This window comes from Sphingomonas sp. HF-S4 (assembly GCF_032911445.1).
Lineage (GTDB): Bacteria > Pseudomonadota > Alphaproteobacteria > Sphingomonadales > Sphingomonadaceae > Sphingomonas > Sphingomonas agrestis.
This window is the reverse complement of record NZ_JAWJEJ010000001.1, coordinates 105,440-124,947: the sequence shown is the minus strand read 5'-3', so window position 1 is coordinate 124,947 and position 19,508 is coordinate 105,440. Positions and strand designations below refer to the sequence as shown.

At 67.3% G+C, this 19,508-nt stretch carries 17 protein-coding genes and 1 pseudogene; 3 read left to right on the top strand and 15 right to left on the bottom strand.

Annotation, left to right across the window (positions count from 1 at the left end; translation table 11 throughout):
- Positions 1–12 precede the first annotated feature (12 nt).
- Positions 13–846 carry an outer membrane protein gene (locus RZN05_RS00610; protein WP_317224687.1) on the bottom strand — a complete coding sequence of 278 codons (834 nt, stop codon included), beginning with the start codon at positions 844–846 and terminating at the stop codon, positions 13–15.
- A gap of 172 nt (positions 847–1,018) precedes the next feature.
- Here RZN05_RS00610 and parE point away from each other — a divergent pair, with 172 nt between their 5' ends.
- Together parE and RZN05_RS00600 are read left to right on the top strand one after the other, a co-directional pair.
- Positions 1,019–2,995, top strand: a complete 1,977-nt coding sequence (parE, locus tag RZN05_RS00605) for a DNA topoisomerase IV subunit B (protein ID WP_317224686.1) — start codon at positions 1,019–1,021, stop codon at positions 2,993–2,995.
- 74 nt (positions 2,996–3,069) lie between these two features.
- On the top strand, positions 3,070–4,341 hold the full coding sequence (locus RZN05_RS00600; protein WP_317224685.1) for a serine hydrolase: 1,272 nt from the start codon (positions 3,070–3,072) through the stop codon (positions 4,339–4,341).
- On the opposite strand, the gene RZN05_RS00595 is transcribed toward RZN05_RS00600, so the two are convergent.
- From RZN05_RS00595 to RZN05_RS00575, 5 genes are all read right to left on the bottom strand, one after another.
- Complete coding sequence (locus tag RZN05_RS00595; RefSeq protein WP_317224684.1) at positions 4,338–4,592, bottom strand: hypothetical protein; 255 nt, start codon at positions 4,590–4,592, stop codon at positions 4,338–4,340. The genes RZN05_RS00600 and RZN05_RS00595 overlap by 4 nt on opposite strands.
- Positions 4,579–5,115 carry a GNAT family N-acetyltransferase gene (locus tag RZN05_RS00590; protein ID WP_317224683.1) on the bottom strand — a complete coding sequence of 179 codons (537 nt, stop codon included), beginning with the start codon at positions 5,113–5,115 and terminating at the stop codon, positions 4,579–4,581. Before RZN05_RS00590 ends, RZN05_RS00595 begins: the two co-directional genes overlap by 14 nt.
- The gene (locus RZN05_RS00585) at positions 5,112–5,903 is read right to left on the bottom strand and encodes a LysR family transcriptional regulator (RefSeq protein ID WP_317224682.1); all 792 of its coding nucleotides are present in this window, start codon (positions 5,901–5,903) and stop codon (positions 5,112–5,114) included. The genes RZN05_RS00590 and RZN05_RS00585 overlap by 4 nt, the downstream gene beginning before the upstream one ends.
- 145 nt (positions 5,904–6,048) lie before the next feature.
- Positions 6,049–6,447 carry a Co2+/Mg2+ efflux protein ApaG gene (gene apaG, locus RZN05_RS00580; RefSeq protein WP_317227530.1) on the bottom strand — a complete coding sequence of 133 codons (399 nt, stop codon included), beginning with the start codon at positions 6,445–6,447 and terminating at the stop codon, positions 6,049–6,051.
- Between the two features lie 11 nt (positions 6,448–6,458).
- Positions 6,459–7,664 (bottom strand): trans-sulfuration enzyme family protein, encoded by a 1,206-nt coding sequence (locus RZN05_RS00575; protein WP_317224681.1) that lies wholly within the window; start codon positions 7,662–7,664, stop codon positions 6,459–6,461.
- A gap of 83 nt (positions 7,665–7,747) precedes the next feature.
- On the opposite strand from RZN05_RS00575, the gene RZN05_RS00570 reads away from it, so the two are divergent.
- Positions 7,748–9,046 carry a phospholipid carrier-dependent glycosyltransferase gene (locus RZN05_RS00570; protein ID WP_317224680.1) on the top strand — a complete coding sequence of 433 codons (1,299 nt, stop codon included), beginning with the start codon at positions 7,748–7,750 and terminating at the stop codon, positions 9,044–9,046.
- Positions 9,047–9,061: 15 nt separating this feature from the next.
- Here RZN05_RS00570 and RZN05_RS00565 read toward each other — a convergent pair whose 3' ends face one another.
- The 9 genes and pseudogenes from RZN05_RS00565 to uvrC form a co-directional block, all read right to left on the bottom strand.
- Positions 9,062–10,165, bottom strand: a complete 1,104-nt coding sequence (locus tag RZN05_RS00565; RefSeq protein ID WP_317224679.1) for a glycosyltransferase family 2 protein — start codon at positions 10,163–10,165, stop codon at positions 9,062–9,064.
- Positions 10,162–11,214, bottom strand: a complete 1,053-nt coding sequence (gene leuB, locus RZN05_RS00560) for a 3-isopropylmalate dehydrogenase (RefSeq protein ID WP_317224678.1) — start codon at positions 11,212–11,214, stop codon at positions 10,162–10,164. The genes RZN05_RS00565 and leuB overlap by 4 nt, the downstream gene beginning before the upstream one ends.
- A 73-nt stretch (positions 11,215–11,287) precedes the next feature.
- Positions 11,288–12,019 (bottom strand): DNA repair protein RecO, encoded by a 732-nt coding sequence (gene recO / locus RZN05_RS00555; protein WP_317224677.1) that lies wholly within the window; start codon positions 12,017–12,019, stop codon positions 11,288–11,290.
- A gap of 149 nt (positions 12,020–12,168) precedes the next feature.
- Entirely contained in the window at positions 12,169–13,104 is a 936-nt protein-coding gene (locus RZN05_RS00550) for a GNAT family N-acetyltransferase (RefSeq protein WP_317224676.1), read from the bottom strand.
- Positions 13,101–14,057 carry a polysaccharide deacetylase family protein gene (locus RZN05_RS00545; protein ID WP_317224675.1) on the bottom strand — a complete coding sequence of 319 codons (957 nt, stop codon included), beginning with the start codon at positions 14,055–14,057 and terminating at the stop codon, positions 13,101–13,103. Before RZN05_RS00545 ends, RZN05_RS00550 begins: the two co-directional genes overlap by 4 nt.
- 43 nt (positions 14,058–14,100) lie before the next feature.
- Entirely contained in the window at positions 14,101–16,887 is a 2,787-nt protein-coding gene (locus RZN05_RS00540) for a DUF3857 domain-containing protein (RefSeq protein WP_317224674.1), read from the bottom strand.
- 114 nt (positions 16,888–17,001) lie between these two features.
- The gene (locus tag RZN05_RS00535; protein WP_317224673.1) at positions 17,002–17,304 is read right to left on the bottom strand and encodes a CcdB family protein; all 303 of its coding nucleotides are present in this window, start codon (positions 17,302–17,304) and stop codon (positions 17,002–17,004) included.
- Between the two features lie 52 nt (positions 17,305–17,356).
- Positions 17,357–17,503 (bottom strand): annotated as a pseudogene (locus RZN05_RS20630) (type II toxin-antitoxin system CcdA family antitoxin); the annotation flags it as partial.
- Between the two features lie 74 nt (positions 17,504–17,577).
- Positions 17,578–19,500, bottom strand: a complete 1,923-nt coding sequence (gene uvrC, locus RZN05_RS00530) for an excinuclease ABC subunit UvrC (protein ID WP_317224672.1) — start codon at positions 19,498–19,500, stop codon at positions 17,578–17,580.
- Between the last annotated feature and the right edge of the window lie 8 nt (positions 19,501–19,508).

Genomic DNA, 19,508 nt, shown 5'->3' with positions numbered 1-19,508 from the left:
CTGCCCGATCGATCAGAAGCGGTACGCCGCGGTCGCGCGCACCCCATGATGATCGAAGCTGGTGTCGCTGCGGCGGAAATCGGTACCGCCCGCACCCGCCAGCAGGAACGGATTGGTCGCCGGCGCAGTGCCCGCGCCGGCGCGGACGAGATAATCGTCGTCCTTGTAGCGGGTGTAGAGATACTCGACCCCGACCGAGAAGTTGGACCCGACCTTTTGCTCGATGCCGCCGCCCGCGGCCCAGCCCCAGGCGTCGGAATCGCCGTTGTCGGTGAAGCTGTTCGCAGTGTTAGTGGTCGAGAAGCTGTTGTCGATCTTGGCATAGGCGCCGCCGCCGGTGCCGTAGATCAGCGTGCGCCCGCCGACCGCATAGCCCGCACGCAGGCGAAGCCCGGCGTTCCAGTCGATCTCGCGCGTCATCGTGTAGCTGGCGGGCGTCGAGCTGTACGCCGTGACGCTGTCGCGCAGGTTGTTGCGGCCGATCTCGCCGACCGCACCGACCACGAAATTACCCGACTGGATGTCCCAGCCCAATCGCGCGGCATATTGGGTACGCTTGGCGTCCTTACGGCAGCCATTGGGAGTCGATGCGAGCGCCGCGCCGTTGCAGAAGCCGGGCGCGAAGGCATCAGCATTCGCCGGCGGGGCAGTCACCACGGTATCGCCGAAGCTGCCGTTGAGGTCGCGGTCGAATTCGATTCGCTCGCCGCCCTGCTTGCCGGGAATCGAGAGGCCGAGCGATCCGCCGACATAGGGGCCGTTGAACTCGGCATCCTGCGCAAGCGCGGGCATGGCGGCAACGGAAAGGGCCAGCGCCGAGGCGCCGAGCAGGGTACGCAGATACATGGGGAACTCCGGTTACGATACGAGACGGCTTTAACTCGCGGGAGTCGCGTACTTTCCTCGGTTCGTCGCATTGCAACATTTTGTTACCGACGGCGGCCGGGTCGGCATGCCGTCTGATCGCCGCCCCCGCCCGCCCTTGCCCCTACCCTCCCCACAGGCCATAGCTCGTATCATGTCCGAAGACCTGTTTGCTGCGCCGGGCGTTCCCTCCGGCACCTATGACGCCTCGTCGATCGAAGTGCTCGAAGGGCTTGAGCCGGTCCGGCGTCGCCCAGGCATGTATATCGGCGGCACCGACGAGCGTGCGCTCCACCATCTTGCCGCCGAAGTGCTCGACAATGCGATGGACGAGGCCGTCGCCGGCCACGCCACGCGTATCGAGATCGAGCTCGAAGCCGGCAACCGTCTGACGATCGTCGATAATGGCCGCGGCATCCCGGTCGATCCGCATCCCAAATTCCCCGACAAGTCAGCGCTCGAAGTAATCCTCTCGACGCTCCATTCGGGCGGCAAGTTCAGCGGAAAGGCCTATGCGACCTCGGGCGGCCTCCATGGCGTCGGCGTCTCGGTGGTCAACGCGCTCTCGATCGACACCGTGGTCGAGGTCGCACGCGACCGGCAGCTCTTCCGCCAGCGCTTCAGCCAGGGCCAGACGCTCGGCGCGCTCGAGCATCTCGGCGGCACCCCCAATCGCCGCGGCACCAGCATCGCCTTCACCCCCGATCCCGAGATTTTCGGGGAGATGCAGTTCAAGCCCGCGCGGCTCTACAAGCTCGCGCGCTCCAAGGCCTATCTGTTCGCGGGTGTCGAGATCCGCTGGAAGTGCGATCCCTCGCTGGTCTCCGACGATGTCCCTGCCGAGGCAGTGTTCCAGTTCCCCGGGGGCCTCGCCGATCATCTCAAGGAGCAGATCGGCGGGCGCGAATGCGCCACCACCGAGTTCTTCACCGGCCAGCAGGACTTCCACGACGAGCAGGGCCGTGTCGAATGGGCGGTGGCGTGGCCGCTGTGGAGTGACGGCTCGTACAGCTGGTATTGCAATACGATCCCCACCCCCGACGGCGGCACGCACGAGCAGGGCCTGCGCCAGGCGCTGGTCCGCAGCATCCGCGGGTTCGGCGAGCTGATCGGCCAGAAAAAGGCCAAGGACATCACTGCTGACGACGTGATGATCGGCTCCGAGCTGATGCTCTCGGTTTTCATCCGCGAGCCGCAGTTCCAGTCGCAGACCAAGGATCGGCTGACCTCGCCCGAAGCCACAGCGCTCGTCGAAAAGGCGGTGCGCGACCATTTCGACCATTTCCTCTCGGACCATATGGACCGCGGCAAGGCGCTGCTCTCCTATGTCCTCGATCGCATGGACGAACGGCTGCGCCGGAAGCAGGAGCGCGAGGTCAAGCGCAAGACCGCGACCTCGTCGCGGAAACTCCGCCTGCCGGGCAAGCTCACCGATTGCGCCGCCGATAGCCCCGAGGGCACCGAGATGTTCATCGTCGAGGGCGATTCGGCCGGCGGTTCGGCCAAGCAGGCGCGCGACCGCAAGACTCAGGCGATCCTGCCGATCCGCGGCAAGATCCTCAACGTCGCCAGCGCGACCTCGGCCAAGATTCTCGCCAACCAGGAGATTGCCGATCTGATCCAGGCGCTCGGCTGCGGCACGCGGAAGGACTGCGACGCCTCGAACCTGCGCTACGAGCGCGTGATCATCATGACCGACGCCGACGTCGACGGCGCGCATATCGCCACGTTGCTGATGACCTTCTTCTTCCAGGAGATGCCAGACATCGTCCGCCAGGGGCATCTCTATCTCGCCCAGCCGCCGCTCTATCGCCTGACGGTGGGTTCGAAGAGCCTCTACGCCCGCGACGATGCGCATCGGCTCGGGATCGAGAATGGGGCGTTCAAGGGCAAGAAGGTCGAGGTCAGCCGCTTCAAGGGTCTGGGCGAGATGAACCCCAACCAGCTCAAGGAAACCACGATGGATCCCAAGACGCGGGGGCTGCTGCGCGTCACGCTGCCGCAGGAATATGAGGAGCGCGCGGGCGTCAAGGATCTGGTCGATCGGCTGATGGGCACCAATCCCGCGCACCGCTTCGCCTTCATCCAGGAAAATGCCGCGCGGCTCGACGAGGAAGTCATCGACGCTTGAGGGTAAAAATGGGGGGATCCATGCTACGCCGTTCACTCTTCTGCCTTGCGGCCCTGCTCACGCCTGGTGTGGCGGTGGCACAGACCCCCGCTCCGCCTCCCGCGGCAGCCCCCGCCGCCAATCCCGCGCTCGACGCCCGCATCGCCGAGCTTCCGGCACTGCTGCGCGGCGAAGGCAACTACGACCAATATTTCGCGGCGGGCTTTCGTGCGCAGGTCTCGAAGGAACAGTTCGACGCGCTTAGCCGGCAATTCCTTGCCTCCTATGGCGCGCTCAAGTCGGTCTCGCGGACGCGCGCGCGCTCGCCCTGGCTGGCCGAAATTCGCATCGACTATGCCAATGGTTCGGGAGCTGCCACGATCGAGGTCGATCCGGCCACGCCGCATCTGGTGACCGGGCTGCGCATCACCGGATTGACCGGCAACGAAGAGAGCATCGAGACGGTGGCCGAGCGACTCGCCGGGCTGCACGGCGTAACCGGCTTCGCGCTCGCCAAGCTCGGTAGCGGCGCGCCCGAGTTGATCGCGAGCCGCCAGCCCGATCGCCCCTTCGCGATCGGTTCGGCATTCAAGCTGGTCATCCTCGCCGAACTGGTCCGCGCCACCAATAGCGGCGAGCGCACGTGGGACGATCTCGTCACGCTCGACGGCAGCCAGCTTCCCGGCGGCGGCTATTTCCTCAAGCCCAAGGGCACCACGGTCACGCTGCGCGAGCTCGCCACCCAGATGATCTCGGTCAGCGACAACAGCGCGACCGATATCCTGCTCCACACGCTCGGCCGCGAGAAGATAGAGGCGATGCTGCCGCTCGTCGGGGTCAAGGATCCCGCGCGCAACCGCCCGTTCCTGGGCACGCTCGAGGCGTTCAAGCTCAAGGGGATCGCGGCCAACGACCTCGCCGGCCGCTATCTCGCCGCGGACGAGGCCGGGCGCCGCAGCATGCTCGCCGGCGAAGTCGCCGGCCTGCCCGCGCTGCTCATCCGCCCGACCTTGTTCCGCGACGGCAAGCCGGTACGGATCGAAGAGCTCGAATGGTTCCTGTCGCCCGCCGATCTGGTCCGCATCATGGACTGGCTCCGCCGCAACAGCGAGTGCCCGCGCGGCGCCGAGCTGCGCACCGTGCTCTCCAAGAATCCCGGCATCGCTCCGCCGGTCGCGGGCAAGTGGCAATGGGTCGGCTATAAGGGCGGCTCGGAACCTGGCGTGATGAACATGACGCTGCTGCTCCAGGCAAAAGGCGGCGACTGGTACGCCGCCACCGCGAGCTGGAACGATCCCGCCCGCGCGCTCGAGGAGCCGCGCTTCATCGCGCTCGTCTCGCGCCTCGCCGAGCTGGCCGCGCCCTAATTGCGCATCCGCAGCCGGTGATAGGCGGCGCGAGTCGAGAGCGCCGCGATCGTCACCAGCACGCCGATCCCGAGCACGCCGACGCCCAGCCACAAGGGCACGGCTTCCACACCCTTGCGGTGGAGGAGCACCAGCATCGCCCCGACCAGCGCAATGCCGATTCCGCTCCGCCGCAGCCGCAGCGCGACGCCGCGCAGTTCCTGGTGATACGCTGCGCGCTGCACCGGATCGCGCAAGTCAGGCGCTGCCATGCCAGTCCTCGCGCAGCAGCCCGTAGAGCGCTGTATCGCGCACGCCGATATGCGTTTCCCATTCGCCGCGCAGCGTGCCCTCCAATTGGAAGCCCAGCCGCTCGAGCAGCCTGCGCGATGCGGCATTGTCCGGATCGGTATCGGCGAACACGCGACGTTGTCCTTCGGCGAAGATCCGGTCGATCACGCAGCCGACCGCCTCGGCGGCGATTCCGCTGCCCCAATATTCGCGGCACAGCAGATAGCCGATCTCGCTGACATTGCCCTGCCGCTTCTCGCCCGCGGCGGCGAAGCCGATCGCCTTGTCATCGCCCCTCAACGTGATTGCCCAGCAGCGCCACCCCGGCGCCTCCTGCGCCAGATGCGCGCGGGTCTGCTCGACACCATCGTGCGGCCCGCTCGACCACCAGTGCATCAGCTCGGCATCGGCATAGGCTGGATGCAGCGCCTCGGCATCGTCGAGCGTACGCGGTCGCAGGCGCAGCCGCGTGCTTTCGAGCACCGGCGCATCGCGCGGCGTCACTCGCCCAGCGCCTCGACCAGCGTCTTGACCTTCTTCTGGCGCCATTGCGGCAACGGCGCGACTAGCCAATAGCCGAGCCGCGACGCCTTGGGCTCGCCCACCGCCACCACGCGCCCCGCCGCCAGATCGGCACGCGCGATCAGTTCGGGCACCGTCGCGCGCCCCAGCCCCTCGGCCGCGGCGTCGAGCGCCAGCCCGGCATCGGCGACGCGGACCAGCGACCCGGCGTCCTCGGCCAGGCATCCGGCCCAGGCGATCGGCGTGTCGATGCCGCCGCCCGGTCGCTCGACGGTGACCATCCCGTCGCTCTCCAGCGCCTCGCCCTCATGCTCGCCCGGACCCTCGCCCCAGCGGATCGCCAGGTCGAGATTAGCCTCGGTGAAGTCGATCGCCTCGTCGGCCGGCACCAGCATGAAGCGCAGTTCGCCATCGCTGCGCGCGATCTCGGCGAGCTTGGGCATCAGCCATTTCGCGCTGAGGTCGCGCGGCGCGGCGATGGTCAGCGACTTGGACGACTGCCCCGCCTGCATCGCCCGCACCGATTCCTCGAACTGGAGAAATCCGGCCCGCAGCGCGGCGAGCCCCGCCTCGGCCTCGGGCGTCAGTTCGAGCCCCTTGGTCGTGCGTCGAAACAGCACGACGCCCAGCGTATCCTCGAGCGCACGGATTTGCTGGCCGACCGCGGCGGGGGTGACCGCCAGTTCGTCGGCGGCGCGAGTGAACGACAGGTGCCGTGCCGCGGCGTCGAGCACGCGCAGGCCGTTGAGGGGGAGATGGGTCCGCTTCATTGTCCCAGCCCTCGCAACATGCGCTCCCCTTCCGCTTGCGGGAGGGGTCGGGGGAGGGCATGCGAACCGCAAACGAGATCGAGGAGGACAGCCCCTCCCCTAACCCCTCCCGCAAGCGGAAGGGGAACATGGGCACTCAGCATCTTCATCCCGCCACCGCCGGCGCGAGCAGCGCGAATTTCGGGATCGCCACGTCGAACGCCGCGCCGTCCTCGCCGATCATGTGATAGCTGCCCTGCATGTTGCCCGTCGGCGTCGAGAGCGGGCAACCCGAGACATAGTCGAAGCTCGCCCCCGGCTCGATCATCGGCTGCTCGCCGACCACGCCCTCGCCTTCCACCGTGTGCCGCGCGCCGCGTCCATCGGTGATCACCCAGTGCCGCGTGAGCAGCTGCACGGTGAACGGCCCGCTATTCTCGATGCGGATATGATAGGCCCAGAACCAGCGTCCGCGCTGCGGCTCGGACTGTTCGGGGAGATAGGAGACGGAGACGCGCACCACGATGCCGCGGGTTTCGGCCTCGCCCGTGAACAGCGCCTTCATCACCGCATCGCTCACAAGCCGACCTGCCCCAATGCCCGGTCGAGATCGGCGATCAGGTCCTCGGGATCCTCGAGCCCTACATTGAGCCGCAGCATCCCCTCGGTCACCCCCATCTCGATCCGCTTGTCCTCGGCCACGCCCGAATGCGTGGTCGACGAAGGGTGCGTCATCAGCGAGCGCGAGTCGCCGATATTGTTCGAGATGTCGATCAGTTGCAGCGCATCGAGCAGGCCGTGCGCCTGGGTCCGCCCCTCGACTTCGAACGAGAAGATCGGGCCGGCATCGCCCATCTGGCGCATGAACAAATTGTGCTGGGGGTGGCTGGGCAGCGCCGGGAAGTTGATCCGCGGCACCCGGCCTTCGAGGAAGCGCCCGACCTTCAGCGCATTCTCGCTCTGGCGGCGGATGCGCAGGTCGAGCGTCTCGAGCCCCTTGAGCACCACCCAGGCATTGAACGGGCTCAGCGTCGGCCCGGTGTTGCGCGTGAAGGGAAGCAGCGTGTCGTTGATGAAACTCTCGGTGCCGGTCACGGCACCCGCGAGCACGCGCCCCTGCCCGTCCATCATCTTGGTCGCTGAATAGGCGACAACATCGGCGCCGAATTTCAGCGGCCGCTGGAGCGCCGGGGTGGCGAACGCATTGTCGACCACGCTGGTGATGCCGTGCGCCTTGGCGATGCCGCACACGGCTTCGAGATCAACCACGTCCATCGTTGGATTGGCCGGCGTCTCGAAGAAGAACACCTTGGTGTTCGGCCGAATCGCGTCCTGAAACTGCTGCGCGTCGCGCGCGTCGACCACCGTCGTCTCGATGCCGAACTTGGGGAGCAGCGTGTCGGTCAGCCAGCGGCACGATCCGAACGCCGCGCGACCGCCGACCAGATGGTCGCCCGCTTCGAGCTGGCAGAGCAACGCCGCGGTCATCGCCGCCATGCCCGATGCCATCGTCCGGCACGCTTCGGCGCCTTCCAACAGCGCGATCCGCTCTTCGAGCATCTGCACCGTCGGGTTCTGGAGGCGCGAATAGGTCATGCCCTCCTGCTCGCCGGCGAACCGCGCCGCGGCGTCGCCCGCGCAGTCATAGGCATAGCCCGAGGAAAGGAAGAGCGCCTCGCTGGTCTCGCCGAACTCCGATCGCATCGTCCCGCCGCGGATCGCCTGCGTTGCGGGCTTCCAGTTGCGCGTGACGCTGCGGTCCTGACCGGTACGACGTTTCATGATCTCGCTTTGCCGGGGGCAAAGGCCCCGCGTCAACCTCTCCCTCCCTTTCGGGCAAGGGAGCAACACGCTACCACCCCTTCATGCTCGCTCGCCTCAAGGCTCTCCGCACCCGCCCGTATCTCGTCGCGCTGCTGCTGGGGCTGGCGGCGCAAACGCTGTTCAGCGTGCACATCGATCGCCCTAGCCGGATCATGTTCGACGAGGTTCATTACGTCCCCGCTGCCCGCGCGCTGCTCGATCTCGAAGGCCCGCGTAACATCGAGCACCCCTTGCTCGGCAAAGAGCTTATCGGCGCAGGGATCATGATCTTCGGCGACAATCCGATCGGCTGGCGCGCCTTCACGTCGCTGGCCGGCACCGCGACCGTGCTTGCCGCCTTCGCGTTCGTCTGGTTGCTGCTCGGATCGATGCGCCCCGCACTCGTCGCGGCGGCGCTGACCGCGCTCAACCAGACGCTCTACATTCAGGCGCGCACGGCGATGCTCGACGTGTTCCTCGGCGCGTTCCTGCTCTGGGCGCTGGTGGTAATGCTCTGGGCGATGCGCGGCACGCCGGGCCAGGTGAAGCGCCGCTGGACCGGTGCCGCGGTGCTGCTCGGCCTCGCCGTCGGCACCAAATGGGCGGCGATCCCCTATGTCGCACTCGCTGGGCTCGCTTTTATCCTGCTCCGCCTGCGCGATGCCCGGCTGGCGAAGCGCCCGCTGCTTTCGGCGCTGTCGGGCAAGGGCCAGCCGCATTGGCCCGGCCTCGCCACGATCCCCGGGCTGCTGCTGCTCGGCACGGTGAGCATCGCCACCTATTTCCTCACCTTCCTGCCCGCCTTCTTCTACCAGCAGGCGCCGCTCACCCTCGCCGGGCTGATCCCGCTCCAGCGCGAGATGTACGCGCTCCAGACCCAGGTCCTCCAGCCGCACACCTATCAGTCCGATTGGTGGAGCTGGCCGCTGATGCTCCGCCCGATCTGGTATTTCTATGAATGGGACCAGGGCGCGCAGCGCGGCGTGCTGCTGATCGGCAACCCGGTGATCATGTGGGGCGGGCTGCTCGCCGTGCTCGCCTGTCTCTGGGCGTGGCTGCGCAGCCGCGCGATCCGGCCCCTGGCAGTGGCGCTGCTCTGGATCGCTAGCCTGGCCATCTATATCGTGATCCCCAAGTCGCTCGGCTTCTATTATTATTACCACCTGTCGGGGCTGTTCCTCTGCCTCGTCGTGCCGGTGGCGTTCCACCATTTCGACCGCGGGCGGGACAAGGGCCGCGAGGAATGGTTCGCCTTCGCCGCGCTCGTCGCCTTCGTCTATTTCTACCCGATCATCGCCGCCTCCCCGCTCCGGGACAGCCAGGGTTTCGCCTATTGGATGTGGTTCAACAGCTGGCGATGAATCTTGGGGGAAGAGTTAGTACCGTCCCCACGTGAACCGCGACGACAGCGCGAAATTCCACACCGCCGACACCGCCACGCCCGCCAGCGCCGATACCCGCCAGTCGCCATGCTGTGCATCGTGGAGGAACGCCGACACGCCGACATTCGCAACTGCACCCACCGCGCAGACCAGGCAGAAGCTCACCCAGCCGCCGAACAGCGCCCGCGCGCCCTTCAGCCGCTGACCGCGATAGGTGAGCGCGTTGTTGAGGAAGAAGTTGAACGTCATCGCCACGAAGGTCGCGATGATCGTGCCGGTGACGAAGGGGAGCCCCATCAGCCGGAACAGCAGCCCAAGCGCCGCGAAATGCACCGCCGCCCCCAGCGCGCCGATGCCGGAGAACATCGCGAAGCGCACCGGCACGATCCTGCCGAACATGCGGTCGTAGATCGCGATCAGATATTCCATCGCCACGACGTGATCGAGCTTGCTCTCGCCCTCGGTGCGAACGCGAAACACATAGGGAAGCTCGCGAAATCGCAAGGGCCGCGGCGACGCGGTCATGATGTCGAGCAGGATCTTGAAGCCGATCGCCGACAGCGTCGGCACCAGAGCGCGGACGATATCGGTGCGGATCATGAAGAAGCCGCTCATCGGGTCGCTGAGATCGGCCTTGAGCACCCGGCGCGACAGCCGCGTCGCGAAGGCCGACTTGGCGACGCGGTCGCGGTCCCATTCGCCGGTGCCGCCGCCTTCGACGAAACGCGAGCCGACCACCAGGTCGAGCGCCGCGTCCCCCTCCAGCGCATCGAGCATCGCCGGCAGGATGGTCTCGTCATGCTGCAGGTCGCCGTCGATCACCGCGACGAAGGGCGCGGCGGTGGCGCACATCCCCTCGATGCACGCCGAGGACAGCCCGCGCCGGCCGATCCGCTGGATCACCCGCACGCGCCGATCGATCCGCGCCAGTTCGCGCGCCGCTTGCGCGGTGCCATCGGGACTGTCGTCGTCGACGAAGATCGCTTCCCAGTTTCGGCCCTTTAGCGCCTGATCGAGCTTCGCGACGAGGACGGGCACATTCGCCCGCTCGTTGAACGTCGGGATGACGATCGCAAGCTCGAGCAGGTCGGCGCTCACGCCAGCTCGCGCAGCACGGCGTCGCCCATCTCGGTGGTGCTCAGGCTACCGCCCAGATCGGCGGTACGTGCGCCCTTCGCCAGCGCCGCGCCCACGGCCTTCTCGACCTTCTGGGCCGAAGCCTCGTCGTTCAGGCTGTGGCGCAGCAGCATCGCCGCCGAGAGGATCGCCGCGCACGGATTGGCCTTGCCCTGCCCGGCGATGTCGGGCGCGCTGCCATGGATCGGCTCGTACATGCCATTGTCGCCGCTCCACGCACGCAGCGAGGCGGAGGGCAGCATCCCGATCGATCCCGCGCACATGCTCGCCTGGTCCGAAAGGATGTCGCCGAACAGATTGCCCGTGACGATCACGTCGAACGCATTGGGGCGCCGGACGAGCTGCATCGCGGCATTGTCGACATACATGTGGGTAAGCTCGATCTCGGGATAGTCGGTGCTCATCTCGTTGACCACGTCGCGCCACAGTTGCGAGGTCTCGAGCACGTTGGCCTTGTCGACCGAGCAAAGCTTGCGCTTGCGCCGCTTGGCCATCTCGAAGCCGACCTTGGCGATGCGTTCGACCTCGGCTTCGTTGTAGCTCATCACGTCATAGCCCTGGCGCAGCCCCTCGACATTGGTCCGCCGGCCCTTCTCGCCGAAATAGACGTCGCCGACGAGTTCGCGGACGATGACGATGTCGAGCCCGTCGACTGCCTCGGGCTTGAGCGAGGTGGCGGATTCGAGCCCGGGGAACAGCGTCGCGGGGCGGAGATTGGCGAACAGCCCCAGCTCGCGGCGGATGCCGAGCAGCGCCGCCTCGGGGCGCAATTGGCGTTCGAGCGCCTCGAAGCGCGGATCGCCGATCGCGCCGAACAGCACCGCATTGGCGCGCTTGGCGAGCGCCAGCGTGTCGGGCGGCAGCGGCCGGCCCGAAGCGAGATACCCCGCGCCACCGACCGGTGCTTCCTCGAAATCGAGCCCGAGATCGAGCGCTTCGAGCACGCGGCGCGCCTGGGTGGTAACTTCGGGCCCGATCCCGTCGCCGGGCAGAACAGCAATCAGCGGCATTCGATTTCCCTATCTTTCCCGTCGCTGCGCGCCGGGAGGAGCGTTCCATGACGCTTTGCCGAGCCATGTCTCGTTACGCAACCGCCCGCATCAGCCGATCTACCAGCCTGCCACGTGCGGCGATGATTTCGGCACCCTTGCCGATCAGCAGGTCGCGCTGGAGGAAGTGCAGGGTCAGGCGGAGCCCGTCGAGGATATCGTCCCAATCCGCCGCACCGCCTTCGGTCAGGAAGGTTGGCAACCGCAACAGCCGGTCCTCATAGCCCACCGCGCCGCCCCGACTCACGGCGATCCCGCTCTTGGGGCTGACAAAGGCGAGGTCGTCGTTGCGACCGGTCGCCGCGCAATGCTCCAGGTCGAGCCCGAAGCCGAGCTCGGCGAGCAGCAGCAGCTCATAGCGCACCAGCGCCACGGCCCAGCCGCGCGCCGCGGGCGCCGCCTCGATCGCCGCGAGCACGCCATCGAGCGCCGAATAGAGCCGCGGATAGGGCTGGCCGTCGGGCAGCACCGCCGCGCTCACCGCCGTCGCCCATTGCAGCCCGGCGGCCGGTAGCGGCTCCCCGAACAGCGGCGCGCGGCTGTGGATCAGCTCGAGCGTAAGCCCGGCCAATTGCTCCTCGGTCCGCGACCGCCATTCGCCGAGCACCAGGTTCGACGGCTGGAGCACCGGCCGCAATGCCCGCGACCGCCCGCCGCGGACATAGCCGGGCTGCAATCCGTCGCCTTCGGTGAGCGCACGCACGATCGCACCATGCTCGCCATGCGCGCGGACGCTGAGGAGAATGGCTTCGGCGCGCAGGTGCATGAGAGGGGGTCTACTAGATCCTCCCCGGAACGGGGAGGGGGACCAGCCGCAGGCTGGAGGAGGGGGCTCTCCACAAAGGATTTCGCTGGTGGAGAGCCCCCTCCACCACTCGCTTCGCGAGCGGTCCCCCTCCCCGTTCCGGGGAGGAATCAGCCGCCCCGCCGCAGCCGTTTCGCCAAGCCACCCAGCCCGACGCGCTGCACCACCCGCTTTGCCAGAGCCACGGCGCCGTCGAACCCAGCCAGCGCCGCAATCACCCCCCGGTTCGCCAGCGTCGGCCGCAGCATCAGCAAGTCCACGCACGCCACTCCGCCGGTCGCAAACTGGCGCTTGTGCTGCCCCTCGCCCTCGGTGAAGTCGAACGCCGCGAAGCGCCCCTCGCCGAACAGGTCGCGCATCGCCTCGAGCTGGAGCACCGCGCCGGGCGACAGCTCGTTGAAGCGGGGATCATGCCCGACAAAGGCATAGATCACCGTGTCGCCCTGGACCGGGCAATAAAGATAGGCGGCCGGCTCGCCGCCCACGTACAGCAGCCAGGCACGCACCTGCCCAGCCGCGCCGAGGTCGCGCATCGCCGCGAGGAACCCGGCATCCTCGGGCAGTCCGGAGCCGAGCAGCCGTTCCTGATAGGTCGTCGCCGAGATCGCCCGTGCCACGGGATGGAACGCCGCCAGCTCGCCGGGCGTCCGAAACCGCCGAATGTCCAGCACGCCGCCCGCCGCGATCTTCTTGGCCTTGCGCTTAAGCCCCTGCCGCGCGTTCGACGAAAGGCCGGCGAGCCACGCCTCGAACCCGCCCGCGAAATCGAGATAATGCCGGGTGTAGCGCTGGCGCACGAACGGCAGCATCCCGCCCGCCTGCGCGGCCAGCGTCGCCACCCGCGCCTCGGGAAGCGACGTCACCAGATAGCCGTCGGCGTCGCCTGCCAGGGCGGGAAGCGCCGGCATCGCCTCGCTGCGCGCCTCGGCAAGCGTCAGCGGCACGCGCACCAGCCGAGGCTCGACCGCGAACAGCGTCCGCGCGCCGATCGCGAACTTGAGCCGCACCGGGCGCGGCGCCGCGGCGATCTCGGCATGGGCATTCACGCCGCGCGTTCCTCGACCCAGTTGGACCAGAGCTGCTCGGCCTGGCGCAGCCGCGTGCGCAGCACGCTCGGCCCGAGCGGCGAATCGTCCTGCCCGAGCGCCATTTCCGGCCGGTCGGCGAAATGCGCGGTCTCCAGGATCTCGCGGCGTTCGGCGAGCATGCCGCACAGCGCCTCGAAGCGGCGGACATGCACGCCGTTGGCGCGCGTCCCCGCGCGATTGGCCAGCTCGAAGCCGTGGCTGACGATCGTGACCGCCGCGTGTCGCTCGCGCGATGCATGATCGAGCGCGGCCTTCATCTCGGCGGCCGAAAGCGCGCAGATCTGGAAGTGGCGCAGATGTCCCTTCTGGTCCTCGATCAAGGTCACCGGCACTTCGATCACCCCGCAATGCTCGACGGGAGCGATCTGGCGTGGCGCCAGGCTGATCGCGCTCGGCCAGGGATGCTCGGAGCCGTTGTGGCTCGAATCATAGGCGAAATCGAGCCGCGCCAGCGCCGCCAGCGTATCGTCGCTCGCCGAATAGGAGCCCGAACGGAACGCGATCGGATCGGGCGCCCCCGCGGCGACCAGCATGTCCGCCGCGCCGGCGATCAGTTCGACCTGCTCGGCAAGGCTGTAATCGATCAGCTCGAACGCGCCGTAGCTGACGCCGCCGTCGCCGGCATGCGCGCCGGTCCAATTGGGGTGCAGGTGGAGCTGCACTTCCTGCCCCGCCTCGAGGATCGATCCCACCACGCGTTTGATTGGCTCCAGCCCGTAGACCAGCGCCGGCATCGGATCGACGAAGAAACACGCCTTGAGCCCATGCACGGCAAGCTGCGCGAGCTGCCAGCCCACCCCCACCTCCGCCGGCTCGAGCGAGCGGCGGACGATCGTCTCGGCATCGAGCCCGGCGCAATGGTGGCGCCACATCAGCTCGGTATCGACAGTCAGGAAGACGCGGGTCGGCATGCTGCTCCCCTAGCGCTTCGGGGTGAAGAAACTCCCAATCCTATTACGGCTTGATCCCCCAGCGTGCATAGTCCTCGTCGATCCGCGACGACATCATCCGCGCCGCACCGAGATCGTCATTTCCGCGCGCATCGCCCATCTTCTTGCGGATCACGCCCCGCATATAGAGGCTGGCACCTTGCGTCGGCGAGAGCTCGAGCGCGGCATCCAGATCGGCCAGCGCATCCTCCATGCGGCCCATCCGGTAATAGACCATCGCCCGGCTGTCATAGATCGACGCCGGGTTCTCGGCGAGTTCGATCCCCTTGGTGCAGTCCTTGAGCGCAGTGTCGAGCGCAGCGCCGAGCGTGCCCTTGATCCAGCAGCGTTCGTTGAGCAGCGTGGCGTTGCCTGGATTGACTTTGATGACGCCATCAAGCGCCGCGATCGCCTCTTCGCCGCGTCCTGCCTCGGCAAGCAGATCCGCCCGGCGCGCGACGAAGGTAAGCTTCTCGGTTCCCCCCGCCTCGATCCGCTCGGCAAGCGCAGCCAATGCCGCATCGCGCTCGCCGGCGCGGAATCGCAGCATCTCGCGCTGGGCGACGCCCGCGGTCGAGCTTGGATCGAGCGCCAGGCCCGCGTCGATATCCGCGAGCGCGCCCTTGTCGTCGCGCAACATGGTGCGGATTCGCGAGCGGGTAAAATACAGTTCGGCGGAAGGCTCGATCGCGATCGCCTTGTCCATATCGGCGGCCGCTTCCTTCCAGTCCCACACGCCGTTCAAGAAATTCGCCCGGTTCGAATAGCCCAGCGCCTCTTCGGGTTCGTGAGCGATCACCGTCGCATAGGCGGCCAGGATCGGTGCGAACGCCTTTGTGCCGCGCGCCTCGGCAACGACCTTCCAGCGCGCAGGATAGTCAGCCGGCGCGACCAGCGTGAGCAGCCGGCTTTGCGCCAGCGCCACCTGCGCCCGCGCCGCCGGAATATCGGCCGCAGCGATTTCCGCACCATCGGTTTCGGCGGCATCTTCGAGCGTCGCCCACGCGCCCTCCATCGCCACCTTGCGTCGCATCGTCGTCCCGGCGAGCCGCGCCGGCAGCACCCGATCGCCCTCCAGTTCGAAACCGACGCCCTTGGCGGGCAGATGGACGCGCATCCGCAGCAGCGTCGAGAACGCCATCGGCGCGGTCATCGCCGGTATGTCCTTCCATGCCGGTCGCGCGCGATCGGGCGAGAAGGACGACTTTTCCATTGCCTTGTCGAATTTCATCCGCAAGCGTCCGTCGACCATCCGCCACGCGCTGGAAACGATCCCCTTCGCGGTGATCCGCGTCGTCGAGGTTTCAGCGTCGTAGGTCCAGCTGCGCTCGCCGATCAGCGCCTCGCCCAGCACGCTGCCCACCATCGACTGCGCAATCGCGGTCAGCTGTTCCTTGTCGGCCTGGCTCGCGTTGGTGTGATACATCTCCGCCATTGCCCCGCGCACCGTGAAAACCACCGTGAACGGCGTCGGCAGGTTGAGCCCTGCGCTCTGGTCGAGCTCGACGTCGATCTCGACCGGCGGACGCCCCGGCGGATGCATCGCGAGCGGCATCAGCCCCGCCCCCTCGGCGCGCAGCGGCAAGATGTTGCGGAACGGCGGCGTATCGTCGAGATCGGCGAGGCGCGTGCCGTTCCCGGTCCCGTCGAGCCACAGGCTCTTGCCGCCGATCGCTGCGCGCACGATGACGTGATCGAACGCACCCGGGCCCGGCAGCCGCTGCGCAACATGGTCGCTCAACTGGGCGCTCGCCACCACGGGCTCGGCCTCGATCCCCAATTGGTGGAGGATCGCCAGCAGCAACAGCGTCTTGGCCTTGCAATCACCATAGCGCATCGACCAGGTGTCGGCGGGCTTTTGCGGCGTATAGTTGCCGCCGTCCATGCCCTTGAAGAGATAGCGAACCTCGTCCTGCACCAGTCGCAGCGCCAGCGCGGTGCGGGTGCGCGGGTCGCTCGACTTGGCGGCGATCTTCGCGACTTCGCCGGCCAGCGGGCTTCCCGCCGCGATCAGGCCGTCGGTCCGGTAGAGCGGCGCCATCACCCGCGACACTGCCGGCCAGTGGGCAAAGCTGGTCGCTTCGAGCATCGAGAGCTTATGGTAACGTGCGGGTGCATCAGCCGGGAGCTCGGCGGGCTTGGCCAGCGGCAGGGTGATGTCGATCTCGTTAAAGCCGTCGCGCTGGACGACCTTGGGCGCCAGCCCATCGGCATAGCTGCGCCATTTGAGCTCGGTCCCCACTGGCCAGGACAAGCGCGCCCGGGCAAATTGCGCGCGCGCCGGCGCCGCCATCAGCCCGATCGACGTCTGGACATTGCCCTGCAGCGCCTTGTCGCGGCTCGTCACCGAATAGCTCATCCGCAGCACGTCGCCCACCCGCAGCCCTTCGACGGTCATCGTCGCGGTGAGCATGCCGCTCAGCTGCCATTGCTCGAGCTGTTCCTCACGACGCAGCACCTCGAAGCGCTGCCCCGCCGCGATCAGGTCGATCTTTTCGCCCCCACGAAGGATCTCGGCGCGGTGGACGATCAGGTCGCCGGCATCAGGCTGCCACGGCAACGTCACCGTGCCGCTGTCGCGCATCGCCTGCGACGACAAGATGCGCGTCGCCTGGTCGGTATATTCCCAGACCTGCCCGTCGCCGACACGGTGCTGCTGGTCCATGATGACCAGCGCGGGATCGGAGTCGGTGCGCTTGGCCGCATCGGGCGCAGGTGCCGCAACCACCCATGCGGGCGCCGGCTGGTACAGCGGCTTGTCCCCCGCATAAGCCACTGCCGGCGCACACAGCAGCACCGCCGCAAACGTCATTCGCCCCAACATCGAAAAAGCCCCCTGATCCAACCTGCGGGAGACTAGCGGCTCGAAAAGAGCCGGCAAGCGCGATTGGTGTGCGGAACGCGTCAAAATCCGGTGAGGAACGGGTCAGTAGCCTGAGAGTAGATAATCGATCGCGCGGATGATTTGATCGGCTTCGTGCGACAGCGAGACGAGTTTCGCACCGATTTCCCGCTCGGGCACCGTGGCCATCGGGTGCGTCGCCATGACGAACCGCTCACCTTGAATCGAAAAAATCGGATGCAGCCCTCGCAATTGGGCCGGCGTTTCGGCTTCCGCCTCCGGCAGCAAAGGCACCATCAGTCGGCGGCCCAGATCGACGAGGTCCGACTGACAATCTAGCAGCAAGGTCGAACTGGTGCGTGCTTGATATATCCCGAAGCGAGCCACCTAAAAGCCGCGATACCGATCTAACGGAGATCCGTGCCGCTTCTCCCAAGGCGTTCCACTGCTCGATCGCCTCACGGTTCTCTTCCTTCCACCGCGCCTCGCCGACTCGTTTCACCTCAGCGCGCAGTGCTCCTGTATCGAGCCCGGTGGAGTCGACCTCCAGATAGGTGGCCGTCTCCAGCAACCCCGCATGCGACATGCGGTAGGTGGATTTGGTCGGGGCTTCGGCGAGACTCGCCATGCTCCGCAAGATACACCTTCCCGCCCCCGCCATCAACGCGAGTGGAAATAGTCGTGCACCTGCTGCGCGACCGCGGCCGACACCCCCGGCGCCTTGCGCAGATCCTCCAGGCTTGCCCCGCGCACCGCCCGCGCCGTGCCGAAATGCATCAGCAGCGCCTTTTTCCGTGCCGGGCCGATGCCGGGTACTTCGTCCAGCGGCGACGCGCCGATCGCCTTGCTGCGCTTGTCGCGATGCGCGCCGATCGCGAAGCGGTGGACCTCGTCGCGCAGCCGCTGGAGGAAGAAGAGCACCGGCGAATTTACCGGCAGGGTAAGCTCGCGCCCGTCCATCAGATGAAACACCTCGCGCCCATCGCGGCCGTGATGCGGCCCCTTGGCGACGCCCACCAGGCACACATCCTCGATCCCCAGATCCTCGAGCACGCCCTTCACGGCGTTCAATTGCCCGCGCCCGCCGTCGATCAGCACCAGATCGGGCCAATTGCCCTGGGTGCGATCGGGATCCTCGTCCTGCGCGCGGGCGAAGCGGCGCGAGAACATCTCGCGCATCATGCCGTAATCGTCGCCGGCGATCGTCTCGGCGCGCTTCATGTTGAACTTGCGATATTGGTTCTTCTGGAACCCCTCGGGACCGGCGACGATCATCGCGCCCAGCGCGCTCGTTCCCTGGATATGGCTGTTGTCATAGACTTCGATCCGCTCGGGCGGCTCGGGCAGCTCGAACAGGTCGGCAACCTCGGCGAGCAGCTTGGCCTGGGTCGTGCTTTCGGCCATGCGGCGGTCGAGCGCTTCCACCGCATTGCGCTGCGCCTGTTGGAGCAGTCGCCGCCGCGGCCCGCGCTGCGGCACCCCCAGCGCCACCTTATGCCCGGCGCGCTCGGCCAGCGCCTCGGACAGCAATTTGGCTTCCTCCAGGTTGCGATCGACGAAGATCGTCTTGGGCGGCGGCACTTCCTCGTAGAATTGCATCAGGAACTGGCTGAGCACTTCGTCCTCGGGCACTTCGGCGGTGTGCGCGGGGAAGAAGCTGCGATGCCCCCAATTCTGCCCGCCGCGGATGAAGAAGGCCTGGATCCCCATCACCCCCTGCTTGCAGGCGAGCGCGAAGATATCGACGTCACCCACGCCCTCGGCGTTGATCGCCTGCGATCCCTGGATGAAGGTGAGCGCCTTCAACCGATCGCGCAGGATCGCGGCCAGCTCGAAATCGAGGTTCTCGGCGGCCGCCTGCATCTGCTCGCCGAGCTTGGCCTGGACCTGGGTCTTCTTGCCCATCAGGAAGTCGCGCGAGTCGCTCACCAGCTCGGCATAGGCTTCCTCGCTGATCCGCCCGACGCACGGCGCCGAGCAGCGGCGGATCTGATACAGCAGGCACGGCCGGTCGCGCGTCGCGAAAAAGCCGTCGGTGCACGATCGCAGCAGGAACAGCTTCTGCAGCGCGTTGAGCGTCTGGCGCACCTGGCCCGCCCCCGCGAACGGTCCGAAATAATCGCCCTTGTAGCGCCGCGCGCCGCGATGGAGCTGGACGCGGGCAAAAGCGTGATCCTGCCGCAGCAGGATGAACGGGAACGACTTATCGTCGCGCAGCAACACGTTGTAGGGGGGGCGATAGCGCTTGATCAGCTGGGCCTCGAGCAGCAGCGCCTCGGCCTCGTTGTTGGTGGTGACGATCGTCATCGATCGCGTCTGCGCCACCATCCGCTGGAGCCGCTTCGACAGCCGCATCACCTGGGTATAGTTGGTCACCCGGTTCTTGAGCGCGCGCGCCTTGCCGACATACAGCACGTCGCCGCGCGCGTCGTGCATCCGGTAGACCCCCGGCCGCGCCGGCAAGGTATTGAGCACGTTGCGGATCGCCGCCACGCCCGCCTCGAGATCGGGCGCCCCCTCCCCGCGCACGGCGTAGGTCGCCTTTTCCTCGTTGAATCGATTGGGGGAATTGGGGTCGGACATGGGCTGCC

Excerpts from the sequence above, each read along its gene's own strand:
- apaG (WP_317227530.1), bottom strand. The coding sequence starts at position 6,447 with ATGAAGGCGCTGTTCACGGGCGAGGCCGAAACCCGCGGCATCGTGGTG.
- RZN05_RS00540 (WP_317224674.1), bottom strand. The coding sequence starts at position 16,887 with ATGACGTTTGCGGCGGTGCTGCTGTGTGCGCCGGCAGTGGCTTATGCG.
- RZN05_RS00610 (WP_317224687.1), bottom strand. The coding sequence starts at position 846 with ATGTATCTGCGTACCCTGCTCGGCGCCTCGGCGCTGGCCCTTTCCGTT.
- uvrC (WP_317224672.1), bottom strand. The coding sequence starts at position 19,500 with ATGTCCGACCCCAATTCCCCCAATCGATTCAACGAGGAAAAGGCGACC.
- leuB (WP_317224678.1), bottom strand. The coding sequence starts at position 11,214 with ATGCCGCTGATTGCTGTTCTGCCCGGCGACGGGATCGGGCCCGAAGTT.
- RZN05_RS00545 (WP_317224675.1), bottom strand. The coding sequence starts at position 14,057 with ATGCCGACCCGCGTCTTCCTGACTGTCGATACCGAGCTGATGTGGCGC.
- RZN05_RS00570 (WP_317224680.1), top strand. The coding sequence starts at position 7,748 with ATGCTCGCTCGCCTCAAGGCTCTCCGCACCCGCCCGTATCTCGTCGCG.
- recO (WP_317224677.1), bottom strand. The coding sequence starts at position 12,019 with ATGCACCTGCGCGCCGAAGCCATTCTCCTCAGCGTCCGCGCGCATGGC.
- RZN05_RS00595 (WP_317224684.1), bottom strand. The coding sequence starts at position 4,592 with ATGGCAGCGCCTGACTTGCGCGATCCGGTGCAGCGCGCAGCGTATCAC.
- RZN05_RS00585 (WP_317224682.1), bottom strand. The coding sequence starts at position 5,903 with ATGAAGCGGACCCATCTCCCCCTCAACGGCCTGCGCGTGCTCGACGCC.
- RZN05_RS00575 (WP_317224681.1), bottom strand. The coding sequence starts at position 7,664 with ATGAAACGTCGTACCGGTCAGGACCGCAGCGTCACGCGCAACTGGAAG.
- parE (WP_317224686.1), top strand. The coding sequence starts at position 1,019 with ATGTCCGAAGACCTGTTTGCTGCGCCGGGCGTTCCCTCCGGCACCTAT.